Here is a 15,075-nt window from a genome sequence, read left to right as displayed (position 1 = left end):
GCGTCTGTTTGTAATCACACCCCCCCCCCCCCCGCCGGCCCCCGCCCGCGGGGGGGGGGGGCCCGCCCCCCGGGGGCCGCCCCGCCCCACGCGCGTGCTGCGGCCGGGTCAGTCGGTGACGACGACGTCCTTGGCCGCCGGGGCCTTCGCGACGACCGGCTTCCCGTACTGCGAGAAGGTGATCGTCCCCGGCTCGTCGCCGCCCGTCGTGACGATCCGCAGGACGTACGGCGTGCCCTCCGTGGCCACGTAGACCGTGCTCGAACCGCCGTCGCCGGCCGGCTCCGTGAGCGCCAGCGCCTTCCGGCCGCCGACGGTGGTCTCCTCGCCCTTCGCGATGCCGCTCGCGTTCCCGTCGAACGAGGCGAGGAGCGACTCCAGGTCGCAGAGCGCCGTGATGTCCTTGGCGTCGGGGTCCGAGAGCGGCTGCTTCGTCCAGCGCCCCCTGAGCTCCTTGAGCGTGGCCTCCTGCACCTCCGGGCTCTCCCCCTTGACCTGCTCGCGCAGGAACGCCTCGTCGAAGCGCAGGTACACGTTCTTGTCGTCGGCCTTGACCAGCTCGGCCGTGCTGGCCGTGCCGAGGGACAGGGTGCCGGCGCAGTTCCCCCGGGTGTCGAGGGAGAGGTAGCCCTTCGTCGGCTCGTCGGCGGACCTCAGGTCGACGGTCAGCGTCAGGGACTTCGCCGTCCTCGTCGCCGTGAAGGCCCTGTCGACGATCTGCGACCCCGTCAGCTCCCCGAAGGGCCCGGCAGGCTTCGCGTCGTCCCGAAACGGGCCGCAGGCCGCGGCGCCGGCCGCGACCGCGGCGCAGAGCAGGGCGGCGACGGCGGTGCGCGGACCGCGGCGGGTCCGGGGACGGGTGTGGCTGCGCATGAGGGGGTCTCCGAGGGGTCGTACGGGCGGAGGGGGCCCCGAAGGGCCCCCGGTCCTGGTCGTGCCCGGTTCTGGTGGTGCCTGTGGTGCCTGTGGTGCCTGTGGTGTCCGGTGATGGACGGTCCGGCGGGGCGGCCGGTCGTCAGCCGATCTTCAGCTCCCACTGCGAGGCGTCGTAGGTGAAGCCGGGGTTGACCTCGACGGTCAGGCCGGTCGCGTCCTTGGGGGCGTCGAAGGCGACGGTGATGGTGGCCTTCTTGCCGGGCATGACGGTGCCTTCGAAGCCCGCGCCGATCTTGTCGTCGAAGATCTGCTCGGCCGCGACGCCGTCCTTGCCGGCCGTGGCGCTCAGGCTGACGAGGGTGGTGTCGAACTTCTTCTTGCCGCCGTTCTCGATGAGGACGGTGACCTGGTACGCCTTGTTGCCCTTGGTGTGGCCGATCGCGTACTCGCCCGGGGTGAACGGCTTGGGGTCCGAGACCGTGACCTTGAGGTCGTCGTCGTAGACCGAGGTGTCGCCGTCCTCCAGGCCCGCGCCCTTGTCCTTCTTCCCGGCGTCGCCCGCGGGGGCCTTGGCCGACGGGACGGTGGACGGGTCCTTCGGGGCCGTGTCCTTGATCGACTTGTCGAGTTCGTCGACCGCGTCGCTGACGGCCGTGACCGTGATGACCACGCCGACGACCGAGAGGACCAGGGCCGCGAGGCCCAGGATCGCGCCGGTGAGGGCCACTCCCTTGTTGTTCGCCTCGTGGCGCTTCACGCGGCCTCTGCCGACCAGGCCCAGGATCAGGGCGATCAGGCCGAGAATGCCGGCCAGCCAGAAGAGGAGCGGGATGAGGCCGGAGAGCGTGCCGATGATGCCGAGGATCAGTGCGGCGGTGCCGAGGCCGTTGCGCATGACCCGCGGGGCGGCGGCGGGCGGTACCTGGGTGTCGTACGACATGGGTGTGTCCTCCCGGACGATGAGACTGCCTGGCGCGATGGGTCAATCACACCAGAGCCTGTGAACCGAGTCAACACGGTTCACGGAAAGCGAGTCGGCTCACGCTGTGAAGTGGTGCGCGGAGCGTTCGTCGGTAGGATTGGGGTCACATGAGGGCGAGCAGGATGAGCAAGCGGGCTAACCAGGGGAGATGGGTCACGTGCCGGAGCGCGCAGCAGACGTAGGCGGCGGGGACACGGGCGGGACGGAAGGGGGCGGTGCCGAGGTGACCGCCGCCGGGATCGCCCGGCTCGCGGGCGTCGGCCGGGCCGCCGTCAGCAACTGGCGCCGCCGCCACCCCGACTTCCCCAAGCCCGTCGGAGGCACGGAGACGAGCCCGTCGTTCGCCCTCTCCGACGTCGAGCAGTGGCTCCGCGACCAGGGCAAACTGGCCGAGGTGCCGCTCCGCGAGCGGGTCTGGCAGCAGATCGCGGGCCATCCGGCGGGCGCCGTCACCGCCCTCGTCCACGCGGGCTGCGCCCTCCTGCTCGTACGGGAGCGGTCCGCGGCCTGGCCCGCGCTGGCCGAGCTTCCCGACGACCGGTTCGTCGAGGTGCTGCCCGTCGCCCTGGAGGAGACGCTCGGCGAGCGCCTCGGCCACGGGCGGCCCGTCCTCACCCCCACGAGCGCCGCGCTCGCCGCCTCCGTTCACCTCCTGCGCGGGGCCGCCGAACTCGCGGCCGAGACCGGGGTCCGCCCGGCGTTCGAGTTCCTGCTCGGCCGTCACCTCGACGCCAACCCGCGGCAGTACACGCTCACCCCGCCCGGCCCCGCCGCCCTCATGGCGGCGCTCGCCACGACCCCGCACACGGCGGCCGGCGGCGGCCCGCTCACCGTCCTCGACCCCGCCTGCGGCACCGGCAGCCTGCTCACCGCCGTCGAACGGCCCGGCGCGTACTGCGGCCAGGACGCCGACCCCGACCTCGCCGCGCTCACCTCCCTGCGCCTGGCCCTCGCCGCCGACGCCGACATCCGCGTCCGGTCCGGCGACAGCCTGCGCGCCGACGCCTTCCCGTCGCTCGCCGCCGACGCCGTCCTCTGCCACCCGCCGTTCAACGAACGCAACTGGGGCCACGACGAGCTGGCCTACGACCCGCGCTGGGAGTACGGCTTCCCGGCCCGCACGGAGTCCGAACTCGCCTGGGTCCAGCACGCCCTGGCCCGGCTCCGCCCCGGCGGCACCGCGGTCCTCCTCATGCCGCCCGCCGCCGCCTCCCGCCGCTCGGGCCGCCGGATCCGCGCCGACCTGCTGCGACGGGGTGCCCTGCGCGCCGTCGTCGCCCTCCCGGCCGGTGCCGCGCCGCCGTACGGCATCCCGCTCCACCTGTGGGTGCTGCGCCGGCCCGTCCCCGGCGAGCGGGTGCCCGCCGAACTCCTCCTCGTCGACACCGCGTCCGAGCACACGGGCCCGGCCCGCGACGCCCGCGACCGGATCGACTGGCCGGCCGTCCACACCGCCGTACTGGAGGCGTGGACGCCCTTCGACCGGGACGGGAGCATCGCCGGGGTCCCCGGGGCGAGCCGCTGCGTCCCCGTCATCGAGCTCCTCGACGACGACGTCGACCTCGCCCCCGCCCGCCACCTCCCGCCCCCGGCCGCCGCCGAGGGCGCGGTCCAGCTGGCCGAGGTGCGCGAGCGGCTGACGCGGACCCTGCGCCGGACCGGGGAGCTGACCCCGCCGCCCGTGACCGACCCGGCCACCGCCGGCGGCGGCCCGGTCGGCCGCCCCACGACCACCGTCGGCGAGCTGGCCCGGGCCGGCGCCCTGACCCTGCGCGCGGGCGGCACGGGCACGGCCCCCGTCGCGTCCCCGGTCGCCGTCCTCACCGAGCACGACGTGCTGGCCGCCCAGCCGCCGTCGGGGACCTTGCCCGACGGTCCGCCCGAGGAGCCGGTCCTGCTCGCCGCCGGGGACGTCGTCGTCCCCGTCCTGGGCGGCGGCGCGGCCGTCCGGGTCGTCGACGCCTCGGCCGAGGGCGCCGCGCTCGGCCGCAACCTCCAGCTGCTGCGCCCCGACCCGGCGGCCCTCGATCCCTGGTTCCTGGCCGGATTCCTCCGGGCCACCGCCAACAACCGGCAGGCCAGCAGTTACGCCTCCACCGCGACCCGGCTCGACGTGCGCCGCCTCCAGCTGCCGCGGCTGCCGCCGGCCGAACAGCGCCGGTTCGGCGCGCGGTTCAGGGCCCTCGACGAGTTCGAGCAGGCGCTCCGGCAGACGTCCCGGCTCGGCGACCAGCTCGTGCAGGGCCTGTACGACGGCCTGGCGGACGGCACGGTCGCGCCCTGACCGCCCCGGGGGCCGCTTCCCGCTCTCTTCGACAACGGTTCCGGGTATCCCGGAACCGTTGTCCGAATCGGTGTATACGCTCGTCTCCGTACCCCGATTCGTCCGAGCAGGAGCAGCCGAGATGTACGGCCCCCCGCAGGCCCCGCAGTCGCCGAAGAGCCCCGCCTCCGGCGGCCTGATCGCCCTGCGCGTGCTCTTCGCCGCGCTCCCGCTGCTCAGTTGCGGCTTCCTGGCCTGGGCCCCGCTGCTGCGACTCGCGGTCGTGACCCGCCGGGCGCTGGACTGGGCGCTGTGCGGCCTGGCGTTCCTGGCCGGCGCGGCCCTCTTCGCGTACGCCGTGGTCACCGGCGAGGAGGAGGGCAGCACCCTGGAGGCGTTCGTCGGGATCGGCACGATCACCGTCCTCGCGGCCGGCTCGGTCACCTACTACCTGGTCGCGGAGATCCGCCACTTCGAGCGCCTCCGCGCGCTCCCGGAGCAGGCGCCCCCGCCGTACCGGCCGATGGGGTACTCCTACGGTGCCGACGGCTCGGCCGTCACGGTGCCGAGTCCCGGCGCGGCCCCCAACCCGTACATCTGCGCGCCGCCCCCGGAGCCCCAGCCCGCGGCCCCCCAGCCCGCCACGCCGCCCGCGCCGCGCATCGCGCAGGTCCGCGCCGAGCTCGACGAGCTGAGCGACCTGCTCCGCAAGGAGACCCCGGAAGGCGACGACCGCAGATGAACGGGCGTGTCATCGGAGGGCGTTACGAGCTCGCCACCGTCATCGGCCAGGGGGGCATGGGGCAGGTCTGGACGGCGTACGACGGCCGGCTCGACCGCCGGGTCGCGGTGAAGCTGCTCCGGCCGGCGACCATGACCGGCCCCGCGACGGCGGCCGAGGAGCTGCGGCGCCGGTTCGTGCGCGAGTGCCGGGTGACCGCGCACGTCGACCATCCCGGTCTGGTGACCGTGCACGACGCCGGCAGCGACGGCGACGACCTCTACCTCGTCATGCAGTACGTGGAGGGCGCGGACCTCGCCGACCACCTCGCCGAGCACGACCCGTACCCCTGGGAGTGGGCCGTCTGCGTCGCCGCGCAGCTGTGCGCGGTGCTCGCCGCGGTGCACGCGGTGCCGATCGTGCACCGCGACCTCAAGCCGCGGAACGTGATGATCCGGCCCGACGGGTCGGTGACCGTCCTCGACCTGGGCGTCGCCTCCGTCCTCGACACGGACACGACCCGCCTCACGCAGACCGGTTCGCCGATCGGCAGCCCGGCGTACATGGCGCCGGAGCAGGCCATGGGCGGCGCCGTCGGCCCGTCCACCGACCTGTACGCGCTGGGCATCCTGCTCCACGAGCTCCTCAGCGGCGACGTCCCGTTCGCCGGCTCCACCGCCCTCGGCGTCCTGCACCGGCACCTCTACGAGCCTCCCGTGCCGATCCGCCGGATCCGGCCCGAGGTCCCCGAGGCGCTCGAAGCCCTGGTCCTGCGGCTGCTCGCCAAGGACCCGCGGGCCCGGCCGTCCGGCGCGCACGAGGTGTACGAGCACCTGCTGCCGCTGCTTCCCGCGCGCGGCGCCCCGACGGGCCCGATGGACCCGACCCGCCCGTTCCTGCGGCCGCACGCGCCCTGGCCGGCGCGCCCCGCCGCCGTGCCCCCGCCGCTGCCGGCGCAGGCGCCCCCGCCGCCCGCCCGGCCCGCGGACCCCCGTACCGACCCTCGTACCGATCCCCGGGTCACGCCCTCCGCCGTCGGGCGCACCGACCTGGCCGCCGCGGTGGACGAGGTCAAGCGGCTGCTCGGCGAGGGCTCGCTGACGCAGGCCGTGGACCTCCTCGGCGGAATCCTGCCGCGGGCGGCGGCGGAGCACGGGGAGCGGTCGCCGATCGTCCACATCCTGCGCAAGCAGTACGCGTCGACGCTGATGGACGACGGCCGGTACCGCCGCGCGCTGCCGGAGTTGCGCCGGCTCGCGGAGGACCGTGACGCGGAGGCCGGCCCCGCGGACCCGGGGACGCTCCAGTTCCGGTACGACGCGGCGCTCTGTCTGGAGCAGCTGGGGGAGACGGCCGCCGCGCTGGCGGAGTTCCGGGCGGTCCTGCCGTCCTACGAGCGGGATCTCGTCCGCGCCTTCGACATCCGGCAGCGGATCGGGCTGCTGCTCGTGGCGGCGGGCGAGCACGCGGCGGGGCAGGACCAGCTCCAGCGGCTGCTGTTCGACGCGGAGCGCGCGTACGGCCCGTATCACCCGCTTCCGGTGGACTTGCGGCGGGTGCTGGACCACCAGCGGCAGCTGGGGCCCCGCTCCTGAGGGTTCCTGACGAGGCGCCAGGGTCACGACTCCACAACTGATCGGGAAGTGGATCTTCGTGATCCTTTTTGTCTATTTTGGCGCATGTAACGTTCGCGTCTGATCATGTCCGCGTCCCCAAGGAATCCCTCATGACGACGCCGTCCGCGCCCCTCACCCCCGAGCAGCAGCCCGCCGCCCCCGCCAAGAAGGGCAGCGCTGCCCTCAAGAAGGTCGGCGGCGTGGTCCTGGCGATCGTCATCGCCGTCGCCGTCAAGTTCGGCCTGCCCATCCTCACGGGCGACGCCCCGGTGCACGCCAAGGCCGGCGAGTGCGTCACCGTGACCGGTTCCGACAACGACCCGAAGGTCGACACCGCGGACTGCTCCTCCGGCAAGGCCGACCTCTTCAAGGTCGTCAAGGTCTACGACGACACCTTCGACCTCGACAAGTGCGGCCAGGAGCTCTCCGCCCTCGCCCAGCAGCTGGACTCGGACAAGTTCGTCCTCTGCCTCGAAGAGGTCGTCAAGAAGTAACCCCCACACACCCGAGAGGGCCGGAACCCACGGGTTCCGGCCCTCTCGTGCTGCCCGGCCCCTCGTGCCGCCCGGCCCCGAACGGCCGCATCGTCCCGGCCGCTCCGGAGTGAACGGGAATGAAACGATGCCGTGTTGCCGTTCGAGCCGATGCATTCTGGCCACTGTCAGTGGAGGTGGCGATCCGGGGGAGCAGGCGCGATGTGGTCGGTGGTGTCGTCGGGGGACCTCCCCGAGGCGGAACGGTTCGAGTGGTTCGCGGACATGATCTCGCGGGCGGTCATGCCCACCGCCCTCAGCAGCGAGCGGACCGCCGACTTCACGGCGGAGGCGGCCGTGCTCGACCTGGGGGAGCCCCAGGTGTCCCGGGTCGCCTACTCGCCGCTGCGCTCACGCCGCACCCCCGCGCTGATCCGGCGCGGTGACCCCGAGCAGTACCAGCTGGCCCTGGTGAGCAGCGGGGCCATGACCCTGGTCCAGAACGGCAACAGCTGCGCGGCGGAGGCCGGGGACCTCGTCTTCTGGGACACCTCGCGGCCCTCCGACGCGCGGTCGGTCTCCGAGGGCGAGCCCGGGCAGCTGGTGATCCTGCAACTCCCGCGCGACATCCTGCCGCTGCGCTCGAACCGGCTGGACGGCCTGCTCGCCCACCGGATGCCCGGCGGGACCGGCGTCGGGGCGCTCCTCGCCGACTTCCTGCGCTCCCTCGTCACCCACGGCGGCGCGTGCGGGCCCGAGGAGCTGCGCCGGGTCGGCTCCACGGCGGTCGACCTCGCGGCCGCCTGCCTGGCACAGCACATGGACGCCGGGCAGCAGCTGCCCGCCGAGATACGGGCGCGGACGCTGATCCGCCGGATCCACGCGTTCATCGAGTACAACCTCGGCGACCCCGAACTGACACCCGTCGCCGTCGCCGCCCACCACAACCTGTCGGTGCGCACCCTCCACCAGCTCTTCAAGGGCGAGGGGGAGACCGTCCAGGCCCGCGTCCGGCGGCGGCGCCTCGAACGGTGCCGGGACGAGCTGGCACGGCCCGAGTTCCTCACGTATCCCGTGCAGGCGATCGCCGCGCGGTGGGGGTTCAGCGGGCCGGCCGTGTTCAGCCGCTCCTTCCGGGAGGCGTACGGGGTCAGCCCCACGGAGTTCCGCGCGCGTGCGCTGAGCGTCAACGAAGGCCGCGCCGAGCGCACACCGCGCCGACCTCGGTCTTCTTAGGCTCGGAGCCGTTCGAACGAGTGCGGTGAAGACGGGGAGCCTTTCATGGGGAAGCGGAAGAGGACCGGCGGCCAGGGGGTCTGGGACGTGGCCGGGACGGCCGGCGGGCGCGTCCGTGCGACCATGCCCCGGTGCGTGAACTGAGTGAGCTGATCGAGGTCGAGAACCCGGCGTGGCCGGTCCTCGGCGAGGAACTGCGGGCGGCGGCCGTGCCCGTCGAGCTGCCGGACGCCGACGCCGGGCGCGGCGCGGCCGCGCTGCTGCAGACGCAGGTGACCGCCCGGTCGTTCCTCGGGGCGTTCCTGCTGCACAGCGGAGGGGCGTTCGTCGACGACGGCTGGCTGCGGGTGTACGGCAGCCCGGCCGCCGGCGACCCCCGTCGGCTGCCGGGCCTCGCACAGGTCAACGGCTATCCGGCCGAGGTCGACCCCCACTGGCGGCCCGAGGGCGGGCTCGTCGTGGCGCACGACGTCCTCGGCGGCGTGTTCATGATCCAGGGCGGGACCACCGAGGAGGTCGGGCTGCCCGGACAGCCCGGCGAGATGGTCTACTTCGCCCCCGACTCCCTGCGATGGGACGCCCTCGGCGCCGGATACGCCGCCTGGCTGTCGTGGACGCTGTCCGGCGGCACCGAGGAGTTCTACGAGGGCCTGCGCTGGCCCGGCTGGCGCGACGAGGTCCGTGACCTCGACGGGGACCGGGGCCTCACCCTCTATCCGCCGCTGTGGTCCGCCGAGGCCCACCAGGACCTCGCGGGGACGAGCCGGCGCGTGGTGGCGATGGCCGAACTCCTGGGCCTGGAGCGGGAGACGTGCCGCGAGTTCGACGGCGCCGACCCCGGCTTCCTGGGGACGGTGTAGCGCGTCCGGCCGCCGCGACGGAGCCCGACCGCCGAAGGGGGCGCGCCGAATGGGGGTGCGCGGGCCGGGGCGGCTGTGCAGACTCGGGCGGTGATCACTCACCACTGGCCGCTCAAGGCCCTGCGCGTACGGACTCCCCGGCTGGAGTTGAGGCTTCCCTCCGAGGAGGAGCTCGGAGAGGTGGCGGAGGTGGCCGCCCGGGGGGTGAGCGACGGGGGCGCCCGCACCTTCCTCACCGGATGGACGGAGCTGCCGCCCGAGGGGCGGGCCCGGTACGTCCTCCAGGGGTACTGGGGGCGGCTGGGGCGCTGGACGCCGGAGGACTGGGCGCTCGACCTGGTCGCGTTCCACGAGGGGCGGGCCGTCGGCGTCCAGAGCATGAGGGCCGCCGAGTTCGGGCTGCGGCGCGAGATCGTGTCGGGCTCCTGGCTCGGTGCCGCGCACCAGGGCAAGGGGCTCGGGACCGAGATGCGGCTCGGCATGCTCCATCTGGCCTTCGAGGAACTGGGGACGGTCTCGGCCACCTCGGCCTCCTTCTCCGAGAACCTCTCCGCCGTCACCGTCTCCCGCAAGCTCGGCTACCGCCCCGACGGCATCACCCGTGACGTCCTGAACGGCGAGGTCGTCGAGTCCACGCGCTTCCGCCTCTCGCGGGAGGACTGGCACCGGCGCCGGCGTTCCGACGTGACCGTGACCGGCCTCCGCGGCTGCGAGGAACTCTTCGGCATCCAGGCCACCTGACCCGCCGGGCCGGCGGAGCTGCCGGGCCGCCTTGCCGCCAGGCCACCTGACCGCCGGGCCGGGCGAGACCCCGGGGCGCCGTGGCAAGGCGTCAGGACCCGCCGCCGGTGGGGGCGGCGCGTGCGCGGCGCCGGTTCCGCCGGGCGCCGACCGTGCCGCGCAGCAGCAGGGCGAGCGCGGCCGCGGCTCCCGCGGCGAGGCCCGCGCGGAGACCCGGCGGGCGGAAGGCGCAGGAGATCTCGGTGCGGCCGGCGCGCAGGGGGACGGCGAGGAGGCCGCCGTAGGAGACCGCCGGGGCGCCCTCGCAGCGCCAGCCCGCGAGGCGGGGGGTCGCGACGACCGCCGTGCCGCCGCCGGCGGGGAGCGTGGCCCGTATCCCGGCCGGGGTGATCCGGACCGAGGTCGCCGCCCGGGCGCGGAGGGCGGTCACCGCCGCCCGGAGACGGCCGTGGTCCAGGCAGCCGACCTCGGCGCCGGAGCCGGGAAGGGCCGGCCGTGTCCCGGCGCGGTCGTCCCGCAGGACCACCCGCTCGCCGGGTGTCCGCTGGATCCCCAGGGAGGCCAGGGCGGCGCTGCGGCGGGGCCGGCCGCCGAGGAGACGGATCTCGTGGCCGCCGAGACGGGCCGTGCCCGTGGTGTCGGGGGCCCAGAGGAAGACCTCGGTGCCGGTGGGGCAGGCGCCGGAGAGCGCAGCGCCGTACACGCGGGAGCCGAGCAGGAGTTCCTGGTTGCGGAAGGGCGACGGGCCGTAGACCGGGGGCGGGCCCGGGGGCCGCGCCGTCACCAGCGGCAGGTACGGCCCGGTCCCGACGACGGTGCCGTCCCGCCACCGCGCCCCCACCCCGAACAGCGCGTCCGTCACCGGATTGTCGAGGCCGAGGAGGTTGCGGCCCCGGGAGGTCCAGCCGCCGCCGAGCGCGGTCGCCGTGGCGGTCAGCACGGCGGGGGTGTGGCTGCTGTAGTAGGCGGCGCTCTGGCCGCCCAGCAGCAGGGGGTCGTTGCCCGCGATCCGGGGCAGGCCGGGGTCCGTGCGGTACGCCGGCCAGCCGTCGGCGGCCGCGAGCGCGGCCGCCCGCCGGGAGTGCTCCGCGCCCCACGGCGGATAGTCGTCGAGCCGGACGAGGCGCTCCCGGTCCGCGTACGCCGTCGTGGCCGCCGCCTGCCCGAGCAGCGTGCCCGTGACGAGGAGCGCGGCGAGCACCCCGTACCGGCCGCGGCGCGGGAGCAGCAGCGCGCCGGACACGGCCGCGAGGCCCGCGCCCGCGAGGAGCAGCGCCCAGGGGGTGAGGAGGCGGCTGGGCAGGGCCCCGGCGCCGAGGGCCAGGACGACGGCCGCGCCGCCGAGCAGCGACCGGCGGTCCGGGAGGCCGTGTGCGAGGCCCGTCCACGCGGCGAGGACGAGGACGCCGGAGAGCACGAAGGTCTGGCGGTACGGGCTGCCGTTCGGGGTCGCGAAGACGTGCCAGACGAGGTGGGTCGGGCCCCACTGCATCGACACCGTCACCGCCGCGCACAGGCCGGCCCACAGCCACCGCTCCCGCCCCGGCACGTCCCGGCGGAAGAGCAGCGCCCCCGCGAGCAGCGGCACCGCGGTGCAGACGAAGGCCGCCGGGGTCGCGAAGCTGTAGGTCGCGGGGAGCAGCCGGGCGAGGAAGTCCGTCCCGGCCGCCGGGGCGAAGTCCCGGACGACGCCCGGGTGGGCGTGGCGCGAGCCGAGGAGGACGGGGAGGAGGAGGGGTGCGGCGAGCCCGGTCCCGAGCGCGGTGGTGAGCGCCGCGCGGGCGAGGACGCGGACGCGGAAGGAGTCCGTCACCGCGAGGCGGACCAGGAGGACCAGGCCGGCGCCGAGGGTCGCCATGTACGCGGTGTAGAAGTTCGCGAGCCAGCAGAGCGCCACCACCAGGGGGCCGAGGAGGGGCCGGCGGGCCTCCCGGGACCACTCGCCGACCAGGCAGAGCAGGGGGAGGGCGATGAGGCCGTCCAGCCACATCGGGTTGTAGGTGCCCTCCGCGAGCGACCAGCCGCACAGTGCGTAGGAGGCGCCGAGGACCGCCGCCCACCACCAGACGCCCGGCGCGAGGCGGCGCAGCAGGAAGGTCATGGCGGCCGCCGCGACCGCCGTCTTCAGGACGGTGACCGCGTACACCGCGTACTCGACGTCCCCGCGCGGGAAGAGGGCCACGAGCGGCGCGAAGGGACTCGACAGGTAGGTGCCGTAGTCGGGGAGGAAGCTGGTGCCCCAGCCCGCCTGCCAGTCGAGCGGCCCGCCGTCCGCCCGGCCGTGCAGCAGGTCCCACAGGTGGGCGTGGAACGGGACGAACTGGTTGGCGAGGTCGTTGACGGCCCGGTGGCGCGGCCCGAAGGGGAAGACCCGGGCGACGGCGTCCCCGCCGCAGACGGCGACGGCGGTGAGGAGGGCGGCGAGCAGGCACGAGCGCTTGGTGTTCGGCATGACGGGTCGAATATGACAGCGCTCCCGGGGGAGGATCCGCTGCCGGACGGCCAGTTCACGCAATGGTCGTCTGCAGGCCATCCATGCGGACCGGCCGGGACACCGCGCCCCGTTGTCGTGGTCCGCGTGCTGCTCTCGATCGTCGTCCCGTGCTTCAACGAGGAGGACGTCCTCGCCCGCTTCCATGACCGCGTGACCGACGAACTCGCCAGGCTCGACGGCGAGTTCGAGATCGTGTACGTGGACGACGGAAGCCGGGACGGGACCCTCCCGCTCCTGCGGCGGCTCGCCGCCACCGACCCCGGACGCGTCCGCTACGTCTCCTTCAGCCGCAACTTCGGCAAGGAGGCCGCGATGCTCGCCGGCCTGCGCCACGCGGCCGGCGACGCCGTCGTCATCATGGACGCCGACCTCCAGCACCCGCCCGAACTGGTGCACCGGATGGTCGCCCTGCACGCCGAGGGGTACGACCAGGTCGTCGCCCGCCGCACCCGCGACGGCGACCGGGTCACCCGGACCCTGACCGCCCGCCTCTACTACTGGTCGATCAACCGGCTCGTCGACGTCGAGCTGGTCGACGGCGTCGGCGACTTCCGGCTGCTCTCCCGCCGCGCCGCCGACGCGGTCCTCGACCTCGGCGAGTACAACCGCTTCTCCAAGGGGCTCTTCTCCTGGGTCGGCTTCCGCACCACGACCTTCGCCTACGAGAACGCCGTCCGGGAGCAGGGCCGCTCCAAGTGGAGCTTCGGCAAGCTCCTCAACTACGGGCTCGACGGACTGCTCTCCTTCAACAACAAGCCGCTGCGGGCCGCCGTCCACCTCGGGCTGCTCCTCGTCGTCGTCGCCCTCGGCTATGCCGCCTGGATCGTCGGCGACGCCCTGGTCAACGGCGTCGACACCCCCGGCTACGTCACGCTCCTCGTCGCCGTCACCGCTCTCGCGGGCGTCCAGATGGTCATGGTCGGGCTGATCGGCGAGTACGTCGGCCGCATCTACTACGAGGTGAAACGGCGGCCCCACTACCTGGTGCAGGAGACGCACCGGGGGGCCGAGACCGGCACGCCGCCGGTCGATACCAGGGAGACCGGTGAGTCGTTGTGGGAAACAGTCGCTCCGAAGTAGTGGCTCCGGCCCCGGCGACTCCCTACCATCGATCACCGCAAGGTCGTTCAACGTGACGCACGACCAGCCCGGGAGGCTCCTTTGCACCGCCGCACTGCGCTCACCGTCTCCGCCGCGCTCCTCGCCGCGGCCCCCCTGCTCACCGCGTGTGGCAGTGACGCCCACCCAGGAGCGGCGGCCGTCGTCGGCGGCGAACGGATCGAGGTCTCCAGCCTGCAGGCCCAGGTGAAGGACGTGCGGGCCGCTCAGGCCGCATCGGAGCAGTCGGCCGAGCTGCTCAAGGCCACCGGCGACCTCGGCCGGCAGAAACTCACCGGAATGATCATCGACCGGATCATCGAGAAGGTCGCCGAGGACAACGGCATCACCGCGACCCGGGCCGAGATCCAGCAGACCCGGACCGCCTACGTCCGCGAGAACGGCGGCGAGGAGCGGTTCGAGGCCATCCTGCTCCAGCAGCGGGGCGTGGCCCCCGACCAGATCGACGGCTTCATCCGGCACGAGGTCCTCATGCTGAAGACCGCCGAGAAGCTGGGCTTCACCGACAGCGCCGAGGGCCAGAAGAAGCGGACGGACGTCTACTCCGCCGCCTCCAAGGCCCTCGCCATCGACGTGAACCCGCGCTACGGCGCCTGGGACTCCGACCGGGGCGGCCTGACCGCCGCCACCACGCCCTGGCTCCGCCGGATCAGCCAGACCCCGGCCGCCGTCGAGGCCGGCGCCTGAGGCCGGGTAGGTTCGAGGGGTGACTTCTGAGAGCCCCGGCCGCATCGTCCTGCTCACCGCCAGCCACCGTGTGGCGCCCGGACTCCTGTCCTGGCCCGCCTGGCAGGCGCTGCACGGTGCCGACCGGGTGCTCTGCCCCGACGAGGACCACCCCCAGCTGCCGTACCTGCGGGAGGCCGGTGTCGCCGTCGAGCACGCCCGGCCGACCGCCGAGGAGCTCGTCGAGGCGTGTGCCGGGGGCCGGACGGTCCTGCTGCTGCCCTCCGGCGAGGGCGATCGCGCGCTGACCGACGGCCTGGCGCGGCTCGCCGGCTCGGGCCGTGTGTCGATGCCCGACCTGGAGCTGCTGCCCGGCTCGTACGACCTGCCCGGCGCCCGTCTGCTCGACGTCGTGCAGATCATGGACCGCATCCGGCGCGACTGCCCGTGGTCCTCGCAGCAGACCCACAAGGGGCTCGCCAAGTACGGCATCGAGGAGGCGTACGAACTCGTCGAGGCGATCGAGGAGGGCGACCGGGAGGAGCTGCGCGAGGAGCTCGGGGACGTCCTTCTCCAGGTCGTCTTCCACGCCCGGATCGCCGAGGAGGACCCGGAGGAGCCGTTCTCCGTGGACGACGTGGCCGGGCGGCTCGTGGAGAAGCTGATCCACCGGCATCCGCACGTCTTCGGGGACGAGACCGCCGAGACCCCCGAGGAGGTCAAGGCGCACTGGCTGCGCACCAAGGCGATCGAGAAGCAGCGGGAGTCCGTCACCGACGGCGTCCCGCTCGGCCAGCCGGGTCTCGCGCTCGCCGCGAAGCTGGCGGGGCGGGTCAGGACGGCGGGCCTCGACGTCGCCCTTCCGGCGGACGGGCCGGCCGGCGAGGAGGGCATCGGGTACGAGCTGCTCGCCCTCGCGGCACGCGCCGAGGAGTCCGGTGTGGATCCGGAGGCGGCCCTGCGGGCGGCGGCGCGGACCTATCGGGACGCGATCCGCGCGGCGGAGGGCCTCGGGGGCTGAGCTCCCG

13 protein-coding genes are annotated in these 15,075 nt (G+C 74.5%); 10 read left to right on the top strand and 3 right to left on the bottom strand.

The window, feature by feature from the left end:
* Window positions 1-108: 108 nt before the first annotated feature.
* Both ACFVZH_RS22200 and ACFVZH_RS22195 read right to left on the bottom strand, forming a co-directional pair.
* Window positions 109-873: a hypothetical protein gene (locus ACFVZH_RS22200; RefSeq protein WP_384899430.1), complete on the bottom strand. Its 765-nt coding sequence runs from the start codon at window positions 871-873 to the stop codon at window positions 109-111.
* Window positions 874-1,015: 142 nt separating this feature from the next.
* On the bottom strand, window positions 1,016-1,816 hold the full coding sequence (locus tag ACFVZH_RS22195; RefSeq protein ID WP_384899429.1) for a DUF4190 domain-containing protein: 801 nt from the start codon (window positions 1,814-1,816) through the stop codon (window positions 1,016-1,018).
* 265 nt (window positions 1,817-2,081) lie between these two features.
* On the opposite strand from ACFVZH_RS22195, the gene ACFVZH_RS22190 reads away from it, so the two are divergent.
* From ACFVZH_RS22190 to ACFVZH_RS22160, 7 genes are all read left to right on the top strand, one after another.
* A complete protein-coding gene (locus ACFVZH_RS22190) occupies window positions 2,082-4,142 on the top strand; it encodes an N-6 DNA methylase (RefSeq protein ID WP_384899427.1) in 2,061 nt (686 codons plus the stop codon).
* Window positions 4,143-4,263: 121 nt separating this feature from the next.
* Window positions 4,264-4,863, top strand: coding sequence for a hypothetical protein (locus tag ACFVZH_RS22185; RefSeq protein WP_384899425.1), 600 nt, complete (start codon window positions 4,264-4,266; stop codon window positions 4,861-4,863).
* Window positions 4,860-6,437: a protein kinase gene (locus ACFVZH_RS22180; RefSeq protein ID WP_384899423.1), complete on the top strand. Its 1,578-nt coding sequence runs from the start codon at window positions 4,860-4,862 to the stop codon at window positions 6,435-6,437. Before ACFVZH_RS22185 ends, ACFVZH_RS22180 begins: the two co-directional genes overlap by 4 nt.
* 131 nt (window positions 6,438-6,568) lie before the next feature.
* Window positions 6,569-6,952 carry a hypothetical protein gene (locus tag ACFVZH_RS22175; RefSeq protein ID WP_384899421.1) on the top strand — a complete coding sequence of 128 codons (384 nt, stop codon included), beginning with the start codon at window positions 6,569-6,571 and terminating at the stop codon, window positions 6,950-6,952.
* A 201-nt stretch (window positions 6,953-7,153) separates the two neighbouring features.
* Entirely contained in the window at window positions 7,154-8,167 is a 1,014-nt protein-coding gene (locus ACFVZH_RS22170; RefSeq protein WP_384899420.1) for an AraC family transcriptional regulator, read from the top strand.
* Between the two features lie 131 nt (window positions 8,168-8,298).
* Window positions 8,299-9,027, top strand: coding sequence for a DUF2625 domain-containing protein (locus ACFVZH_RS22165; RefSeq protein ID WP_384899418.1), 729 nt, complete (start codon window positions 8,299-8,301; stop codon window positions 9,025-9,027).
* A 90-nt stretch (window positions 9,028-9,117) separates the two neighbouring features.
* Window positions 9,118-9,768: a GNAT family N-acetyltransferase gene (locus tag ACFVZH_RS22160; protein ID WP_384899416.1), complete on the top strand. Its 651-nt coding sequence runs from the start codon at window positions 9,118-9,120 to the stop codon at window positions 9,766-9,768.
* A 91-nt stretch (window positions 9,769-9,859) separates the two neighbouring features.
* On the opposite strand, the gene ACFVZH_RS22155 is transcribed toward ACFVZH_RS22160, so the two are convergent.
* Entirely contained in the window at window positions 9,860-12,220 is a 2,361-nt protein-coding gene (locus ACFVZH_RS22155) for a YfhO family protein (RefSeq protein WP_384899415.1), read from the bottom strand.
* Between the two features lie 126 nt (window positions 12,221-12,346).
* On the opposite strand from ACFVZH_RS22155, the gene ACFVZH_RS22150 reads away from it, so the two are divergent.
* The 3 genes from ACFVZH_RS22150 (at window position 12,347) to ACFVZH_RS22140 (ending at window position 15,068) form a co-directional block, all read left to right on the top strand.
* On the top strand, window positions 12,347-13,342 hold the full coding sequence (locus tag ACFVZH_RS22150; RefSeq protein WP_384899413.1) for a glycosyltransferase family 2 protein: 996 nt from the start codon (window positions 12,347-12,349) through the stop codon (window positions 13,340-13,342).
* Window positions 13,343-13,423: 81 nt separating this feature from the next.
* On the top strand, window positions 13,424-14,068 hold the full coding sequence (locus ACFVZH_RS22145; protein WP_384899411.1) for a SurA N-terminal domain-containing protein: 645 nt from the start codon (window positions 13,424-13,426) through the stop codon (window positions 14,066-14,068).
* A gap of 19 nt (window positions 14,069-14,087) precedes the next feature.
* On the top strand, window positions 14,088-15,068 hold the full coding sequence (locus tag ACFVZH_RS22140) for a nucleoside triphosphate pyrophosphohydrolase (protein ID WP_384899410.1): 981 nt from the start codon (window positions 14,088-14,090) through the stop codon (window positions 15,066-15,068).
* The last annotated feature ends 7 nt before the right edge of the window (window positions 15,069-15,075 follow it).

It is taken from the genome of Streptomyces sp. NPDC059534 (genome assembly GCF_042743475.1).
Classification (GTDB): domain Bacteria; phylum Actinomycetota; class Actinomycetes; order Streptomycetales; family Streptomycetaceae; genus Streptomyces.
Note: the sequence above shows the minus strand (reverse complement) of the source record. Positions and strands in the feature narration are given on the sequence as shown.